General features: G+C 54.8%; 19 protein-coding genes. 17 read left to right on the top strand and 2 right to left on the bottom strand.

What is annotated here, in order from left to right:
• The first annotated feature begins 32 nt into the window (after window positions 1-32).
• From ACPLUI_RS03675 to ACPLUI_RS03620, 12 genes are all read left to right on the top strand, one after another.
• A complete protein-coding gene (locus ACPLUI_RS03675) occupies window positions 33-668 on the top strand; it encodes a response regulator (protein WP_424658924.1) in 636 nt (211 codons plus the stop codon).
• A 158-nt stretch (window positions 669-826) separates the two neighbouring features.
• Window positions 827-994: a Flp family type IVb pilin gene (locus ACPLUI_RS03670; RefSeq protein ID WP_424658923.1), complete on the top strand. Its 168-nt coding sequence runs from the start codon at window positions 827-829 to the stop codon at window positions 992-994.
• A gap of 28 nt (window positions 995-1022) precedes the next feature.
• Entirely contained in the window at window positions 1023-1550 is a 528-nt protein-coding gene (locus ACPLUI_RS03665; RefSeq protein WP_424658922.1) for an A24 family peptidase, read from the top strand.
• An 8-nt stretch (window positions 1551-1558) separates the two neighbouring features.
• On the top strand, window positions 1559-1948 hold the full coding sequence (locus ACPLUI_RS03660; RefSeq protein ID WP_424658921.1) for a TadE/TadG family type IV pilus assembly protein: 390 nt from the start codon (window positions 1559-1561) through the stop codon (window positions 1946-1948).
• Between the two features lie 13 nt (window positions 1949-1961).
• Window positions 1962-2897, top strand: coding sequence for a pilus assembly protein TadG-related protein (locus ACPLUI_RS03655; RefSeq protein ID WP_424658920.1), 936 nt, complete (start codon window positions 1962-1964; stop codon window positions 2895-2897).
• Window positions 2898-2914: 17 nt separating this feature from the next.
• The gene (gene cpaB, locus ACPLUI_RS03650; protein ID WP_424658919.1) at window positions 2915-3646 is read left to right on the top strand and encodes a Flp pilus assembly protein CpaB; all 732 of its coding nucleotides are present in this window, start codon (window positions 2915-2917) and stop codon (window positions 3644-3646) included.
• Window positions 3647-3671: 25 nt separating this feature from the next.
• Window positions 3672-4949: an AAA family ATPase gene (locus ACPLUI_RS03645; RefSeq protein ID WP_424658918.1), complete on the top strand. Its 1278-nt coding sequence runs from the start codon at window positions 3672-3674 to the stop codon at window positions 4947-4949.
• A 16-nt stretch (window positions 4950-4965) separates the two neighbouring features.
• Window positions 4966-6345 (top strand): CpaF family protein, encoded by a 1380-nt coding sequence (locus ACPLUI_RS03640; protein ID WP_424658917.1) that lies wholly within the window; start codon window positions 4966-4968, stop codon window positions 6343-6345.
• A gap of 13 nt (window positions 6346-6358) precedes the next feature.
• Window positions 6359-7333: a type II secretion system F family protein gene (locus ACPLUI_RS03635; protein ID WP_424658916.1), complete on the top strand. Its 975-nt coding sequence runs from the start codon at window positions 6359-6361 to the stop codon at window positions 7331-7333.
• Between the two features lie 25 nt (window positions 7334-7358).
• On the top strand, window positions 7359-8276 hold the full coding sequence (locus ACPLUI_RS03630; RefSeq protein ID WP_424658915.1) for a type II secretion system F family protein: 918 nt from the start codon (window positions 7359-7361) through the stop codon (window positions 8274-8276).
• 11 nt (window positions 8277-8287) lie between these two features.
• Window positions 8288-8656: a DUF192 domain-containing protein gene (locus ACPLUI_RS03625; protein WP_424658914.1), complete on the top strand. Its 369-nt coding sequence runs from the start codon at window positions 8288-8290 to the stop codon at window positions 8654-8656.
• Window positions 8657-8719: 63 nt separating this feature from the next.
• Window positions 8720-9649, top strand: a complete 930-nt coding sequence (locus tag ACPLUI_RS03620) for a HAMP domain-containing protein (RefSeq protein ID WP_424658913.1) — start codon at window positions 8720-8722, stop codon at window positions 9647-9649.
• Window positions 9650-9695: 46 nt separating this feature from the next.
• On the opposite strand, the gene ACPLUI_RS03615 is transcribed toward ACPLUI_RS03620, so the two are convergent.
• Both ACPLUI_RS03615 and ACPLUI_RS03610 read right to left on the bottom strand, forming a co-directional pair.
• Complete coding sequence (locus ACPLUI_RS03615; protein WP_424658912.1) at window positions 9696-11054, bottom strand: PFL family protein; 1359 nt, start codon at window positions 11052-11054, stop codon at window positions 9696-9698.
• 64 nt (window positions 11055-11118) lie between these two features.
• Window positions 11119-11412, bottom strand: coding sequence for an ACT domain-containing protein (locus tag ACPLUI_RS03610; protein ID WP_424658911.1), 294 nt, complete (start codon window positions 11410-11412; stop codon window positions 11119-11121).
• A gap of 578 nt (window positions 11413-11990) precedes the next feature.
• Here ACPLUI_RS03610 and ACPLUI_RS03605 point away from each other — a divergent pair.
• The 5 genes from ACPLUI_RS03605 to ACPLUI_RS03585 all read left to right on the top strand — a co-directional run.
• Window positions 11991-13193: an ABC transporter substrate-binding protein gene (locus tag ACPLUI_RS03605; RefSeq protein WP_424658910.1), complete on the top strand. Its 1203-nt coding sequence runs from the start codon at window positions 11991-11993 to the stop codon at window positions 13191-13193.
• Between the two features lie 85 nt (window positions 13194-13278).
• Window positions 13279-14151, top strand: coding sequence for a branched-chain amino acid ABC transporter permease (locus tag ACPLUI_RS03600; protein ID WP_424658909.1), 873 nt, complete (start codon window positions 13279-13281; stop codon window positions 14149-14151).
• A gap of 5 nt (window positions 14152-14156) precedes the next feature.
• Window positions 14157-15041, top strand: a complete 885-nt coding sequence (locus ACPLUI_RS03595) for a branched-chain amino acid ABC transporter permease (protein WP_424658908.1) — start codon at window positions 14157-14159, stop codon at window positions 15039-15041.
• 43 nt (window positions 15042-15084) lie between these two features.
• Window positions 15085-15849, top strand: coding sequence for an ABC transporter ATP-binding protein (locus tag ACPLUI_RS03590; protein ID WP_424658907.1), 765 nt, complete (start codon window positions 15085-15087; stop codon window positions 15847-15849).
• Between the two features lie 3 nt (window positions 15850-15852).
• The coding region (locus tag ACPLUI_RS03585) for an ATP-binding cassette domain-containing protein (protein ID WP_424658906.1) at window positions 15853-16120 on the top strand (268 nt) is incomplete at its 3' end.

The raw sequence follows: 16120 nt of genomic DNA, 5'->3' as shown, positions 1-16120 counted from the left end.
CTCCAAGCTTTAAAATCAGGAGTTGGGTACACTTGGCGATCAAGGTTGTGATTGCGGACGACCACCCTCTCATCAGGGAGGGTTTGCGCAGGATTCTCTCCCTGGCGCCGGACGTGGTTATCGCCGGGGAAGCGGAAGACGGGGAGCGGGCCGTGGAGCTGGCACGCCGGACTGGGGCGGATATTGTGCTCCTGGACGTTAATATGCCCGGTATGAACGGCATTACCGCCTGCAAGTTGATTAAAGCGGAAATGCCCGGTACCAGAGTTATCGCTTTAACCATCCACGACCAGGAAGAATATGTGTTTGAGCTGATCCGGGCCGGGGTTTCGGCCTATCTTTTAAAGGACGTGAGTCCGGATAAATTGCTGGAAACCATCCGGGGTGTAACCCGCGGGGAATCCTTTATTTCGCCCCGGCTGGCGGCGAAGGTTTTTCAGGAGTTCAACCGCCAGTCGGGGAGGGCGGAAAACGCTCTGACCGGCCGGGAGCTGGAAGTGCTCCAGTTGCTTGTCCGTGGGGAAAGCAACAAAAGCATCGCCCAAAAACTTTTCATCAGTGAAAAGACGGTCAAAAATCACCTGACGAATATCTTTAAAAAATTGAACGTCAATGATCGAACGCAGGCGGTGCTGTACGCCATCAAAAACAAGCTGGTGCAGGTATGAAAGGGCCTTTTGAGGCCCTTTTTTCCATTTGGGTTCCGGGACTCCGGTCCCATGGAAAATGAGACCATAAGCACCGCTGAAAATAAGACTCCTGTGCGATGTGTAAAAAGTCGTCCTGTGCTAGGATTAGAAAAAAAAGACAAAGGATGGTGTTTTTTATGCGGGATTTACTGGCCCTTCTGGTGAAGGAGGAGAGCGGGCAGGGGATGGCCGAGTACGGTTTGATCCTGGCGCTGGTAGCTATTGCGGTGATCGGAACTTTAACCGCACTAGCGGGAGGGATAAATGGAATTTTTACAAAAGTTACCGACGCCTTAAATAAGTAAATCTACTTGGTCTACTTGGAGGTCACTGATGGCTGCTTCCGATGTCCTGGTGATTTTGCTTTCCGCCATCTCCCTGTACACGGATCTCCGCTGGAAAAAAATATACAACAAAGTGTTGTTCCCCTTTGCCCTCGCCGGCATTATTATGCAATCATATTTTCACGGTTTAAAAGGTTTGGCGGAGGGGGTGGCCGGTTTCGCGACCGGCCTGTTGCTTCTCTTCATCCCGTTCGTCATGCGCCAGATGGGGGCGGGGGATGTGAAGCTGCTGGCCACGATCGGTTTGCTCAAGGGGCCGCAGTTCACCATGTTGGTTTTTTGCGGTGCGGCGCTGGCCGGAGGCTTGATGTCCGGTGTCTTGCTGTGCAGGCGGGGGCGGTTGTTTTCCTCCCTGTATGCGTTCGCGTACGTTACCCTTGCCCGGCTGACCCGGGTACCCATCCCGTATGCCTTTACACCTCTGGAGCGGGCTGCACCTGGTGAATCCATTCCCTTTGGAGTGGCTGTTTTTGCAGGCTTAATCACGGCCTACCTGTTTTCCGGTCTTCAGAGGTGAACTGCAGGATGTGGAAAGCGATTATCCGTTCACAAAAAGGCCAGGCTATGGTGGAGCTGGCCCTGTTGCTTCCGCTGTTGTTGTTGATTTCAGGGGGGATATTCGAGTTCGGGCGTATTTTCCATGCTTACCTGGTGGTCACAAGCGCCAGCCGTGAGGGTGCCCGGGTGGCCGTGGTGGGAGGGACTTACGATGATGTGCGGGACAGGGTGATCGCTTCCGCCCCGTCGCTGGATGCCGGTTCTCTGAACGTTCTGCTGGAGCCCGAAAATTACGGCCGTGGGGACATGATCACTGTGACGGTGACTTACTCCGTAGACCTGGTCGTCCCCTTGATCAGTGCTCTGCTGCCGGATCCGTTCACCATTAAAGCCGCTACCACGATGCGTGTGGAGTGAAAGGAGCGTACCCATGCTCAGAAAACTTCTCTCCCTCCTGGCGGAAAATGAAAAAGGTAGCGCTGTCGTTCTGGTTTCCCTCATGATGCTGTGCCTGCTCGGCTTTGCCGCCCTGGTTACCGATTTCGGACTGTACTGCTTGAGCAGGCAGCAGCTTGTGAACGCCGTGGATGCTGCAGCTCTTGCGGGTGCCGGGGAACTATCTCCTGGCGGGAGCGGTGACGAAACGGCCGCCAGAAGTTGTGCCGAGCAGTACGCACTGAAGAACGTGGCTGATCTCACGGGGCTGGCGGTTTCCGTTTTCACCACCCCGTCAGGTCTCAAGGTTGTTCAGGTAAATGCCGTGAAAAAAGTGGACTTCATCCTGGCCCGGCTGCTGGGGTACACATCCGGAGAGGTGCAGGCCGCTGCTTCCGCTGCGGTGGCGGGCATTACCTCCTGCAGGGGAGTTGCCCCCCTGCTGATCGCCAGGCAGGACTTCAAATTCGGGGAAAGGTACACTTTGAAATACGGAGACCCCGCTTCCCCCGGGAATTTTGGGGCCCTGTCCCTGGGCGGCACCGGGGCGGACATATACCGGCACAACTTGATCTACGGCTACAGCGGGAGAGTTTCAGTTGGCGACATGGTTACGACCGAACCGGGCAACATGAGTGGTCCCACTCAGGCTATCGACGAACGGCTGGCCCGCTGTACGGACAACTGTACGGTGGATCATTATGAGCCGGGTTGTCCGAAAATCCTGATCATTCCCGTTTACGATCCCCACCAGGTACTCAAAGGGAGAAGCCAGGTGAGAATAGAAGGGTTTGCCGCTTTTCTGGTAGACCGGGTTGATTGTGCAAAAGACGAGATACAGGGGTATTTTATCAGCACCACGGTGGAAGGAGATGCGGATTTTTCCAGGCCTCCCGATACCGGCGTTTATGCGGTGAGATTGCTGCAGTAAAGGAGGGGGTTTTTCGTTTGCTGCGCGGGAAAGTAAACCTGTTCCTCATCCTGGCCGTGATTTCTGGTCTTGTGGCGGCGTATGGAGTTTATACCTACCTGGGACACTTAAAGGCAACCTACCGGAGTACCGGTGATTTTCGGACGGTGGTGGTGGCCCGGGCAAAAATTCCGCCTCAGACAAAAATTACGGAAGAGATGCTGGAGGTCAAGGAAATGCCGTCCGCTTACATCCATAAGGAAGCGCTGGCGGAACGCGGGGAAGCGGTCGGTAAGATTACCACCACCGTGATTTATCCCGGAGAGCAAATTTTAAAAACGAAAATAGCCGGCCTCAAAGATTCCTCGCAGGGCCTGGCCTTCCTGGTGAGTCCAGGTAAGAGGGCGGCCACCATTGCTGTCAATGATGTCTCGGGTATTGCCGGGCTGCTCCGTCCCGGGGATAAAGTCGACGTGACGGGTACGGTGGACGTACCTTCAGGAGGTAGCAGGCAAACTGTGACCTCCCTGCTCATTCAAAATGTAAATGTTCTGGCCGTGAACCAGTCAACGGACGCGAACCCGAACCCGGTGAAGGGCGGCCATAAGTCTCTCGAGACTCAAACGGTAACTCTGGAGGTGACTCCCCAGCAGGCGCAAATGTTGATCCTGGCGTCTGAAAGAGGGGCTGTCCGCCTGCTTTTGCGCTCACCTGGCGATGGTGCGGAAGTAGACATCCCGTCAGCCCGGCTGGATAATCTGGTGCGGTAATTTTCTTGAGCGGGAGGTGTGCAATTTGGAGACGATTAAAGTTTTGATTGCCGATGACATTGCCGGGACCAGGGAGGACATTAAAAGACTCCTTTACTTTGAGGAGGATATCCTGGTGGCCGGGGAAGCTGCCGACGGGGAGGAAGCTCTGCGTCTTACCGAAACCCTGCAGCCCGATGTGGTCTTGATGGACATCAACATGCCCGGGATGGACGGTATCCAGGCGACGGAAATGATCTCGATGCAGTTTCCGGAAGTTGCCGTGGTGATCATTTCCATCCAGGGGGAGCAGGAATACCTGCGCAAGGCCATGGCCGCAGGGGCGCGTGATTACCTGGTCAAACCTTTTAACAGTAGCGAACTGGCTGAAACAATACGCAGGGCAGGCACTTTTCACAAGAAAAGGCAGAATCGTTTCAGCACCGGGCGGGGTGCGGGTCTCACCCCCGAGCAGGTACGGGTTCCCGGCAAGGTGGTCACTTTTTTCAGTACCAAAGGCGGCATGGGGCGGACGACCCTGGCCTGCAACCTGGCGGTCGCCCTGGCCCGGGGCACGGGCCGAAAGGTGGTCCTGGTTGATCTGGATCTGGCGGGCGGTGACACGGCGGTCATACTGAACATGCCCACCAGAGGTACTATCGCCGAAGTAGTTCAGGAACCTGATTACGCAGAACTCTCTCTTCTGGAGAGCTACCTGGCCCCTCACTTTTCGGGGGTCGGCGTTTTACTGTCCCCGGCCGACCCGGAACAGGCGGAAAACGTTACGGGGGGACAGGTGACGGAAATTTTGCAAACACTAAAGAAAAATTATGATTATGTGGTGGTTGATACTCCGGCCTTCTTGAATGATGTGACTCTTAGTGCCCTGGAAGCTGCCGACCGGGTCATCGTCCTTGCTACCCAGGACCTGCCGGCGTTAAGGCATGCCCGTCTAAACATAGATATTCTCGAGCGCTTGAACTTTCAGGCCAAAACCAGGCTGGTTCTGAATAAGGCGCGTCCGGACATGCTCCGGCCGGACGAACTTGAAAAAAACTTGAACTTTTCTCTCTGGCACACCGTACCATCCGAGGAGAAGATCGTCTTATCCTCCATCAACCGGGGTATGCCCTTTGTCCTCGGCGAAGCGGGCAGTGCAATCAGTCAGAGCATATCTGAGCTGGCCGGATTGCTGCTGCAGTGGGAAGAAGAAGCGGTTGCCAGAGGAAAGATTATTTCGGAGAACCAGACCGGAAGCCGTGAGCGGAAATCGCTGCTGGGCAAGTTCTTCAAAGCGTCCGCAAAACCCGTTTCGTTGAGATAGGAAAGAGGTGGCCGGTTTGTCTCTTTTCGCGAGGTTTGAGCAGAAAAACAGGAGAACTTTCGAGCAGGACGGGACTGTACGCGCCAGTAAAAGTGTTGAGCCTGCCAGGCAGGTTCCTCCCGTTCCCAAAAAAGATCCCTTCCAGGACCTGAAGATCGAACTCCACAAGAAAGTTATCGCTGAACTGGCAGATCTCCCTCAAGATGAGAAAGACCGGCGTGATTCGGTGGCCGAAAGGATTGGGGATCTGGTCGGCAGATTGATTGATGAATCCGGGCAGCACGTCTCCCGCTCCGATCGCCAGCGGATCATCAGTGAAATTATTGACGAAGCAATCGGTTTTGGCCCGATCACTTCTCTCTTGAACGATCCGGAAGTTACGGAAATAATGGTTAACGGCCCGCGCCGGGTTTACGTTGAGCGGGGGGGCAGGCTGGAGCTGACCGCCGTTACTTTCCGGGACGACCAGCACGTCATGCACGTGATTGAAAAGATCGTGGCACCTCTGGGGCGGAGGATAGACGAAAGTTCTCCCATGGTCGACGCCCGGCTGCCGGACGGTTCCCGGGTCAACGCCATAATTCCTCCCCTTGCCCTGAACGGACCTACCATCACGATCCGGAAATTTTTCAAGGATCCGCTCACGGTGCAGAATTTGCTTTCGTTCGGTACCCTTACGGAAGAAATGGCCCTTTTCCTTGAGGCCTGTGTGCGTGCGCGACTGAACATGATTGTCTCCGGAGGTACGGGCAGCGGAAAAACCAGCATGCTCAACATTCTTTCTTCGTTCATCCCGGCAGACGAGAGGATCATTACAATTGAAGATGCGGCGGAATTGCAGCTTCGCCAGGAACACGTCGTCACCCTGGAGAGCCGCCCTGCCAATATGGAGGGGCGGGGACAAGTAACCATCCGGGACCTGGTACGCAACGCTTTGCGGATGCGACCGGACCGCATCATCGTGGGCGAAGTCCGCAGCGGCGAAGCGCTGGATATGTTGCAGGCTATGAATACGGGTCATGATGGCTCTTTAACCACCGGACACGCCAACTCCCCACGTGATATGCTTTCCCGACTGGAAACCATGGTCCTGATGGCGGGGATGGAATTGCCCGTACGTGCCATCAGGGAACAAATTTCTTCGGCCCTGGATGTTATCGTGCATATGGCGCGCCTCAAGGACGGGTCGCGCAAAGTAACCCATATTACGGAAGTACAGGGGATGGAAGGAGATGTGATCGTCCTCCAGGATCTTTTTCTTTTCGAACAGACGGGTGTGGATGACAGCGGGAGAATACTCGGCCGTTTCCGCCCTACAGGGATCAGGCCAAAGTTTATAGACCGCCTGGAGGTACGAGGGATCCAGTTGCCGCCTGGTATTTTCTGGCCGCGCTGAAGGAGTGATCGGGATGGACTTGAAGGTGATTGCCCTGTTCACTTTTCTGGCAGTAGTACTGGTAGTGCCGGGGGTGCAGCAGTCCGTTTTCACCCGGAAGAAGTTTATCGCCAGCAGACTGCAGGAACTGGCCGGGCGGGGAGGTCCGGGCGGAAACAGCCGGGTGGAAGAAAAAAACCGGGAGCGGCGCCAGAACCTGTGGAAATCGCTGCTCGCCCACGCGGGCCGGCTGTCCCCGCAAGTTTTGAGTACTGCTGCCGGCAGGATGCTGGCTGAAGCTGATCTGCCCTTCAGAGGAGAAGAGTTTGTCGCCCTGACTGCTTTTTGCGCTGCCGGGGCGGGTGTTCTCGCGGTTGCGCTGGCCGGGCGCCTGGCACCGGCTGTGCTGGTGGCGCTGGCTGCCGGGTCCGTACCCGTCTGGCTGGTGAAGTCAATCGCCAAAAAGCGTGTGCTCCTTTTTAACGGCCAGATTGCCGATACCCTTTTGATCATGGCCAACTCTTTGCGTGCCGGTTTTAGCTTCATACAGGCCATTGAAGTGGTCCAGCGGGAGATGCCGCCGCCCATCGGGCGGGAGTTCGGACGCACATTCCGGGAACTAAGTCTGGGTACACCGGTAGAGGAAGCTCTGGCCGGCCTTGTCGAAAGAATAAAGAGCGAAGACCTGTCACTGGTGGTTACCGCTGTACTCATACAGCGTCAGGTGGGAGGGAATCTGGCGGAGATACTGGAAAAGATTGCCCGGACCATCCAGGAAAGGGTGCGTATTCAGGGGGAAATCCGTGCTTTGACCGCCCAGGGGCGCCTCTCCGGAACAATCATCAGCGTGTTGCCCGTATTCCTGGTTGTCGTCATGCTGCTCATCAATCCCGGATATATCGGTGTCCTTTTCACCCACCCGGTTGGGAGGCTGGTGCTCGGTGGAGTGGCACTCTCCGAGCTTTTGGGGTGGATATTGATCAAAAGGATAACCCGCATAAGCGTTTAATCCGAAGATAAGGAGCTGTACCGTGATGATCATTTCAACGGCCGCTGTTTTCCTGGCTTTTACGTTTTTTCTCCTCGGCTTTTACCAGGCCCTCCGGGGTGAACACTTGAAAATTTCCCGGAGGGTGGAGGAAGTATTGGGAAGTCCCGGACTATCTTTCCGGGAACAGGAGTTAAAGGCACCATTTAGGCAGAGAGTGGTTCGCCCGGTTTTTAGAAAAATGTTCAAACTGGCCTGTGTTTTGATTCCGGCTGAAAAAACTGCCGTTCTGGAGGAAAAACTGGTACGGGCCGGGCGGCCGGGCGGCTTGAGTGCCGGCGAGTATGCCGTTCTCAAGTACTTTGCCGCTGGAGCGGCCGGGGTCTTTTTATGTTTCCTTTCCGGGGTGGCCCGCCTGGAGCCGGTACAGACCTGCCTGTTATCCCTCCCGGGCATACTGTTGGGCTGGCACCTCCCCAACTTTTATCTTGAGGCCCGGATCCGGGAACGCGCCGAACTGATCAGAAGGGAACTTCCGGATGTGCTCGACCTGTTAACCGTGAGTGTGGAAGCGGGGCTGGGCTTTGACGGTGCTCTTTTGAAGGTGGGGGAGAAAAAGAAAAGCCTGCTGGCTGAAGAATTTGCGCAGATACTGCGGGAAATAAACATGGGCAAACCAAGGCGTGAAGCTCTCCGGGACGCGTCCCGGAGAATTGGTGTGGACGAGTTTTCCTCTTTTGTTGGTTCCCTTATCGTCGCCGACCGGCTTGGGATCAGCATGGCCGGCGTGCTGCGCGCCCAGTCGGCCCAAATGAGGGAGAAGAGGCGCCAGAGGGCCGAAGAGAGGGCGATGAAGGCGCCGGTGAAAATGCTTTTCCCCATGGTGTTTTTAATTTTCCCCGCTGTATTCCTGGTTCTCCTCGGGCCGGCGGTAATCAAAATCAGCGAAGTTTTTACCAGGTGAGGTCTGCGCCGATGCGTTTGGTTAATTTAACACGCAGCACATTGCTGGCTGACAAGGTGCGTGTGGCTGCCAATTTCTGGTCGCGTTTGAGGGGTCTTATGGGCAGGCGGGAGATGGACCCCGGTGAGGCCCTTGTTCTGGAAGGATGCCGGGCCATCCATACCTGCTTTATGCGCTTGAATATTGATGTGGCGTTCCTGGATGAAGGTGGGAGGGTCCTTAAAACGCTGATGAACCTGCCCCCCTGCAGGTTCACCATGCCGGTTCCCGGTGCGTGCCGGGTGGTTGAGCTTCCTGCCGGCGTGCTCCTGGCAACCGGTACCGTGACCGGGGACAGGCTTGTTTTTCTGGATGTTTTTAGCGCCGCCAGCGGGGAATGAATGGTTGCCGCCTGGCGCGAGGTTACTGGAGACGAACACTTTTCAGGATAGGGGTGATCCGCAATGAAAAACACGAAAAAAGTGAAAAAGACAGTGCGAAGAATTTCTATTGCCACCAGAATGAGTATCTACTTTGGCCTCCTGATTTCTTTTCTGGTTATCATGGTGGGTTGTTCTGCTTTCGTCCGCATCTATAAAATTATGGAGCTGCAGGTCAAGGAAAAGGGTGAAGCCGTTGCCTGTGCCGTCGCAGCCCTGACGGCCGAGCGGCTGCAGGCCGGTGACCCGCAGTTCTTGAACAGACTCTTATCTGAATTGAAGGCGAACGAAGATATCGGTGAAGCGGCTGTCGTCGATTCCAGCGGGAAAATCATTGCCCATACCAGTGCCCTTCTTATGGGCAGGACTCTCCCCGAAGGATCTCCTCCGGAAGCATTTTTCCAGAAAAGCTCTTCAGCGGGCCCGGTGGTGGGTGTCCCGGTAAAAACAGCGGGCGGCAATTTGCTTGGCTATTTTTATCTCCGGATGGATCAGGGACGCACCATAAAATACCTGCACGACCTTGTGCTGACCATGGTTCTTCTGTTGCTGGCAGCGGTGTATGCGGGTGTCATGCTGGCGCACATTATCAGCAAACATGTGTTGCGAAAGCCTATTGAAGATCTGTTGGAAGCTACCCGGCATATCGCCACCGGCAATTTCACATATCAAGTACCGGTACGCAAAGAGGACGAGCTTGGGAGCCTGGCCCGGGCCTTCAACACCATGACCGGTCACCTGACCAACCTGTTCCGCACGGTCCACCTGAGCACCATGGAAATGGCCCGGACCAGCCAATTGATTCTGGCCCGCACGGAAGACTATTGTTCCAGGGCTGGTGAAGATCAAAAGAGAAGGGAAGAACTGGCCGAAATAACAAGCGCGGCACGCCGGCTGGCACGGGTGGTCGATAGGCTGAACAATCTTTCTCTGCAATTTAAAATTCCAGCTTGAGGGATTAAACCCGTTCGGACCCGGTAGCGAGCTGCCTGTGAGGCCGCTAATTGGTGAGGCTTTGAAGTGGGGCGGGGATGCGGCCTCCCCGCCGTACAAAGTTATGTGACGAAAAGGGATGTACTGCCATGACGGGTGCTTCTCCCAAAAGGCCGCCGAAGACTACCCTGTCTCCCACTTGTTTACCCGGGGCCGGAATAATTCTGACGGCCGTGGTTTTATTGTTGATCACACCAATAGCCACCTCGTCGGCGATAATGGCGGCGATGGTTTCCGCGCTGGTATTTCCGGGGACGGCGATCATATCCAGGCCCACCGAACAAACGCAGGTCATGGCCTCAAGCTTGTCCAGGGTGAGAGCTCCTTCGTGTACCGCCCGGATCATGCCCGCGTCTTCGCTCACAGGGATAAAGGCCCCCGATAACCCGCCTACGTAGGAAGAGGCCATGGCCCCACCTTTTTTTACTGCATCGTTCAACAGGGCCAGAGCGGCGGTCGTGCCGTGCGTCCCGCAGCGTTCCAGGCCCATGGCTTCCAGGATCTCCGCGACGCTGTCCCCTACAGCCGGTGTGGGTGCCAGGGACAGGTCAACGATACCGAAGGGTACCCCCAGCCGTTCTGCTGCCAGCCGGCCAACCAGTTCTCCCATCCGGGTAATTTTGAAGGCCGTCTTTTTTACAGTTTCCGCCAGGGTACCGAAATCCGCATCACCTACCCGGGCGACAGCATTTTTAACCACGCCCGGCCCTGATACCCCTACATTAATGGTACATTCGGGCTCCCCGATCCCGTGAAAGGCGCCGGCCATGAAAGGGTTGTCCTCGGGGACGTTGCTGAAAACCACGAGTTTGGCACAACCCAGACCGCCCTGTTCCGCCGTTCGCACGGCGGTTTCTTTAACTACCCGGCCCATCAGGTAAACGGCGTCCATGTTGATGCCCGCCCTGGTAGTCGCCACGTTTACCGAAGCGCAGACCCTTTCGGTGCTGGCCAGGGCGGCGGGGATGGAAGTGATCAAGACGCGGTCTCCACCGGTAAAGCCTTTGTGTACCAGGGCGGAAAAGCCGCCGATAAAGTTGACCCCCACCGCGGCTGCGGCGGCATCCAGTGTGAGGGCGTACTCCAGGTAATCTTCCTGGCGGCTGCATTCGGCGACCAGGGAAATGGGAGTGACGGAAATTCGTTTGTGTACGATGGGAATGCCGTATTCGCGGCTGATTTCTTCTCCGACTGCTACAAGCCTGTTGGCCAGGCGGGTGATTTTATCGTAAATTTTCCGGCAGGCCGCTTTATGGTCCGGGTCTGCGCAGTCCCGCAGGCTGATGCCCATGGTAATGGTGCGGATGTCCAGATTCTCCTCCTGGACCATCTTGATGGTTTCCATGATTTCTGCCAGGGTAAGCATCTGTTCGTTTCTCCTTTATCAAAAGCGTTTGTGCAGGGACGGTGCGCTGATTCTGAGTTTCAGGCTAGATTCTGTGCATAAAGCGGAAGGCATCCTCGTGCTGGGCGTCAATGCGTACTCCCAGTTCGGCCCCTTTTGCCGCCAGGCGTTCTTTGAGCGTGCTCAGGTCGATAGTGCTCTTTTCCATGTCGGCAATCATGATCATGGCCAGAAATTCCTGCAATATGGTCTGGCTGATGTCCAGGATATTAATGTTGTTTTCAGCCAGCACCCGGGCCACGCCGGCGATTATGCCCACGCGGTCGGGTCCCAGGACGGTGACGATAATCCTGTTTTTCTTCGACTCCTGTATAGACATCTGGTACTTCTTCCTTTCTGAAATCTAAAACATACAAAACAATTCGTTTTTAAAAATAAAATTCCTGCCGGTTGATAAGCTCCCGCCCATTTGAATATGCTTCCGTTTGCTTCAGATAAAAATTTATACTTGTTTGATTGTTGACAGATCCGGATCTTTGGTCAACTGTACAATCCACTGGATAGATCGGGAAGGAGGCGGTTGAAGCTATTGACACATGACCGTGTGCGAATGTAAAATGATACAAACAGGAAAAACGTTCCCGCAGGACCGGGCAACGGTGCCTGGTCGGTGGATCGGGGAAAGATCCCAAAAAAACCTGCTGAAACAGGAAGGGGAAAGGGGGATCTTTTTCTTTTTGGTATGGTTATTTGGTTTTTATTTGTTTAAAAATATAGACAAAAAATTTTTTGTATTGCCGATCTTTTGAAAAGGATCTTGGTCTCCGGTGTCGAAATACAATATCTAGGGAATATTCAGATAAATGAAGGGGGTGAAATGCGTCACGGGACTTACATAAATAAGTGGAGAGGTAGCGAGCAGAATTGTGGAAAGTAACAGACAAAGGAGGAGGCAAGTTGAAGAAGTATAAAGGAATCCTGGTATTGTTAAGCGTGTTGCTCATGATTGCCCTGGTAGCCGGTTGTGGCGGTCAAACCGGTACAGGTGGAGGGGACAATAAAGGCGGTGCGTCGGGGGACACCATCAAGATTGGTTTCATGGGCGCATTAACCGGGAACGAGGCCAGTTACGGTATAGAAACTTTAAAAGGTATGAAAATGGCCGCCGAGGACTTGAATAAAGAAGGCGGTGTGCTGGGTAAAAAGATTGAAATCGTGGAGTCGGACCACGGCAGCAAACAAACTGAGGCTGCTTCCGTGGTTCAGAAGATGATCAGTAAGGACCGGGTGGTGGCCATCGTAGGCGACCCCACTACCGGCAAGACGAAGCTGGCTGCACCCATCTGCCAGCAAAATAAAGTGGTTCTCCTTTCTGCCGGCGCAGTTGGTCCGGGTGTGGTGGAGCTGGGCGATTATATTTTCCGGGATACCCTTCTGGATGCCGTAGCTGCTCCGGCGGTAACCGATTATCTGGTCAACAAGCTGGGGTGGAAGAAAGTGGCCATTGTTACTTCCACCAACAACGACTACAGCGTGGGCCTGACCAAGATTTTTGAAGGGGCGCTGGCCAGGCATAACGCCCAGATAGTCGACAGAGAGAGCATCCAGGACGGGGACCAGGATTTCAGCGCCCAGGTGACCCGGATCAAACAGGCCGGGCCCGACGGGATTATCTTTACCGGCTATTACACCGAGGGCGGTCTGTTTATGAAAGAAGTTCGCAAGCAGGGCCTGAACCTGAAGATGGCCGGTGGAGACGGTCTGCTTTCCCCCGTGCTCTGGAAGTTGGGCGGCGATGCGGTTGAGGGTAGCATGGTGTACACCGGTTTTGCCGCCGACCCTGCCCATGCTGCTCCCCAAACCAAGGAGTTTATCAAGAAATACCAGGCGGCCAATGACAACAAGCTGCCGGATATGTTCTCCGCTCAGGGCTACGATGCAGTGATGTTGCTGGCCAAGGCCATGAAGGAAGCCAACAGCACCGATCCTTCCAAATTCAAGGATGCTCTGGCCAAAACCAGGAATTATCCAGGTGTTTCCGGCACATTGACCTTCCTGCCCAACCGGGAACCCGTCAAGAGCCCGGTGTACTTGCTGGAAGTGAAGAACCAGCAGTTCAGCATCAAGGCAGCCCTGCCCACCGAGGCGCCGAAAGCCTGATCTGATCCTTAAATTTTGAGTTTCGGGTGGAACCGGGTTTACCCTTGCCCGGTTTCCACCGGAAACTCATTTCTTGGAGGGAGCCATGTTACTGCAACAGGTTATTAACGGACTCACCCTGGGAGCCACCTACGCCTTAATAGCCCTGGGTTACACCATGGTTTACGGCATCATCCAGTTGATTAACTTTGCTCACGGCGATATTTACATGATCGGGGCCTTTATAGGAGTTGCTGCGGTAACGATCTTCAGCCACAATTTTTTCCTTACCCTGGTTACCGCCATGCTTGCCTGTGTGGTCCTGGGGGTGACTATCGAGCGGGTGGCCTACCGTCCTTTACGCCGTGCGCCCCGCCTGAATCTCCTCATTACCACCATTGGCGTGTCCATCTTTCTGGAAACCTTTATGACCATTCTCAAAGGCCCGCAGCCCACCGGTTTCCCCCCCGTTCTAAAAAACTTCACCCTGCGGGTGGGTTCTCTGGAGTTTTCAAGCATACAGCTGGTTATTTTGCTGGTTTCCGTAGTCCTGATGGTGGGGTTGCAGTTTATTGTCAAATACACTAAAATCGGCAAGGCCATGCGGGCAGCTTCCGAAGACTACGATACAGCCAGCTTGATGGGCATCAACATCAACCGGGTAATTTCCTTCACCTTTGCCATCGGCTCCGCTCTGGCTGCAGCAGGTGGGGTGCTGGTGGGTATTTATTTTAACTCCGTGTCCCCCTATATGGGTGTGACTGCTGGTTTGAAAGCCTTTGTGGCGGCAGTGCTGGGTGGTATCGGCAATATTCCCGGTGCCATGCTTGGCGGTCTGCTCCTGGGGCTGGCCGAGGTTTTCGGTGTAGCCGCAGGTTTTTCGACCTATAAAGATGCCATCGCCTTTACACTGCTGATCATCATTTTGCTGGTCAGGCCTACCGGTCTCCTGGGACGGCCCATCCAGAGGAAGGTGTAGAAACTATGTCACAGTGGTTGAGCAGCGTAATCGACCCTTATTACCAGCAGGTGCTCATGCTGGTCGGCATCTACATTATTGCAGCACTTGGTTTGAACCTGATCACCGGTTTATGTGGCCAGCTTACCTTCGGGCATGCTGCTTTCTTGAGTATTGGCGCCTATACGGCGGCCATCTTGACCAGGGATTACCATCTGCCTTTTCTGGCGAGCCTTGTCCTGGGCGGATTGATGGCCGCTCTGTTTGGCATCTTGCTGGGTATTCCAGTGCTCAAGCTGACCGGTGACTACCTGGGAATCGCCACCCTGGGTTTTGGGGAGATTGTGCGGGTAGCTTTCACAAATATGAAAATAACCGGGGGGGCCATCGGGCTGGCGGCCATTCCCCGTGCATCCAATCTCATAAATGTAACCGTTTTTGTCATACTGGCCGTGATCGTCGTGGTCTTACTGGAAAATTCCCGTTTTGGCCGTGCTTTGAAGGCCATACGGGAGGACGAGATTGCTGCCGAAGCCATGGGGATTAACACCATGTGGTACAAGATACAGGCTTTCGGCATCGGTTGCTTCCTGGCCGGAATCAGCGGGGGCTTTTATGCCCATTTGCTCCAGTACTTGAATCCAAACGACTTTGGCTTTCTAAAATCCTTTGAGATTTTGAACTTTGTAGTGCTGGGTGGTATGGGAAGCATCCCCGGTACCATTGTCGGTACGACCGTGCTCACCCTGGCTCCCGAATTCCTGCGCTTCGTCCAGGAATACCGGATGATGATTTACGGCTTGCTTCTGGTATTAATGATGATCTTCCGCCCCAACGGTCTGCTGGGTGGCGTTAATTTCCGCCGCCTGCTGCGGCGCAGAAAACAGAAGGCGGCGGTACTGAGCAGTTAAAAAAACGGCGGACTCTTGTCCGGCCTGACTGGCGGGAGGATGTATGGCAGCAATCCTGGAGTTACGAAATCTAAGCATCCAGTTTGGCGGCCTCTGTGCCGTGGATGATGTGGACATGTCCATAGAGGAAGGGGAAATTCGGGCTCTGATAGGCCCCAACGGGGCGGGGAAAAGCACCATCTTCAACCTGGTTACTGGAATCTACCGTCCCACGGCGGGTGACATTGTTTTTTGCGGCGAAAAAATAAGCGGGTTGCCACCACACGAGATAACCGCCCGGGGCATCGCCCGCACTTTTCAAAACATCCGTCTTTTTGGTAATCTGACAGTGCTGGAAAATGTGCAGATCGGCCGGCATTGCCGGGGCAGGTCGGGCTTTTGGGGTGCCCTTTTGCCTCTTGGCCGCGTGCGGGCGGAAGAATTGAGTATCACTGCCAGGGCACGGGAGTTGCTTGAATTCATGGGTTTGGGTGCTAAGGAGGAGGAACTGGCCAGGAATCTTTCCTACGGCGAACAAAGGCGGCTGGAAATCGCCCGGGCCCTGGCCACCGATCCCAAAATAATTCTGCTGGATGAACCGGCAGCAGGGATGAACCCGCAGGAAAAACAGGATCTTTCCGGGATGGTCCGCCGTATCCGGGACATGGGTGTTACCATTTTCCTGGTGGAACACGATATGAAGTTTGTCATGAGCCTGGCCGACCGGGTCGCGGTGCTGGATTACGGCAAAAAGATAGCTGACGGGACTCCTGCCGAAGTACAGCAGGATCCCGCGGTAATTGAGGCCTACCTGGGGAAGGATGTGTGAAGGTTGCTGGAGGTTAAAGAGGTCAGTGTTGCCTACGGGGTCATTGAAGCCTTGAAAGGCATATCTTTTTCGGTAAATAAAGGTGAGATTGTAGCCCTGATTGGCGCCAACGGGGCAGGTAAGACGACCACCCTGCGTACCATCTCCGGACTTTTGCGGGCCCGGAAAGGACAGATATTTTATAAAGGCCGGGATATTACCAAATTGCCTCCCTACAAAATTGTGGAGCTGGGTTTGACCCAGGTGCCCGAGGGCAGGCGGGTGTTCAGCC

It is taken from the genome of Desulfofundulus sp., from assembly GCF_049701015.1.
In the GTDB taxonomy this organism is placed as follows: Bacteria; Bacillota; Desulfotomaculia; order Desulfotomaculales; family Desulfovirgulaceae; genus Desulfofundulus.
This window is presented reverse-complemented; position numbering and strand designations above follow the sequence as displayed.

Excerpts from the sequence above, each read along its gene's own strand:
- ACPLUI_RS03670 (WP_424658923.1), top strand. The coding sequence starts at position 827 with ATGCGGGATTTACTGGCCCTTCTGGTGAAGGAGGAGAGCGGGCAGGGG.
- ACPLUI_RS03665 (WP_424658922.1), top strand. The coding sequence starts at position 1,023 with ATGGCTGCTTCCGATGTCCTGGTGATTTTGCTTTCCGCCATCTCCCTG.
- ACPLUI_RS03660 (WP_424658921.1), top strand. The coding sequence starts at position 1,559 with ATGTGGAAAGCGATTATCCGTTCACAAAAAGGCCAGGCTATGGTGGAG.
- ACPLUI_RS03655 (WP_424658920.1), top strand. The coding sequence starts at position 1,962 with ATGCTCAGAAAACTTCTCTCCCTCCTGGCGGAAAATGAAAAAGGTAGC.
- ACPLUI_RS03635 (WP_424658916.1), top strand. The coding sequence starts at position 6,359 with ATGGACTTGAAGGTGATTGCCCTGTTCACTTTTCTGGCAGTAGTACTG.
- ACPLUI_RS03630 (WP_424658915.1), top strand. The coding sequence starts at position 7,359 with ATGATCATTTCAACGGCCGCTGTTTTCCTGGCTTTTACGTTTTTTCTC.
- ACPLUI_RS03625 (WP_424658914.1), top strand. The coding sequence starts at position 8,288 with ATGCGTTTGGTTAATTTAACACGCAGCACATTGCTGGCTGACAAGGTG.
- ACPLUI_RS03620 (WP_424658913.1), top strand. The coding sequence starts at position 8,720 with ATGAAAAACACGAAAAAAGTGAAAAAGACAGTGCGAAGAATTTCTATT.
- ACPLUI_RS03615 (WP_424658912.1), bottom strand. The coding sequence starts at position 11,054 with ATGCTTACCCTGGCAGAAATCATGGAAACCATCAAGATGGTCCAGGAG.
- ACPLUI_RS03610 (WP_424658911.1), bottom strand. The coding sequence starts at position 11,412 with ATGTCTATACAGGAGTCGAAGAAAAACAGGATTATCGTCACCGTCCTG.
- ACPLUI_RS03600 (WP_424658909.1), top strand. The coding sequence starts at position 13,279 with ATGTTACTGCAACAGGTTATTAACGGACTCACCCTGGGAGCCACCTAC.
- ACPLUI_RS03595 (WP_424658908.1), top strand. The coding sequence starts at position 14,157 with ATGTCACAGTGGTTGAGCAGCGTAATCGACCCTTATTACCAGCAGGTG.
- ACPLUI_RS03590 (WP_424658907.1), top strand. The coding sequence starts at position 15,085 with ATGGCAGCAATCCTGGAGTTACGAAATCTAAGCATCCAGTTTGGCGGC.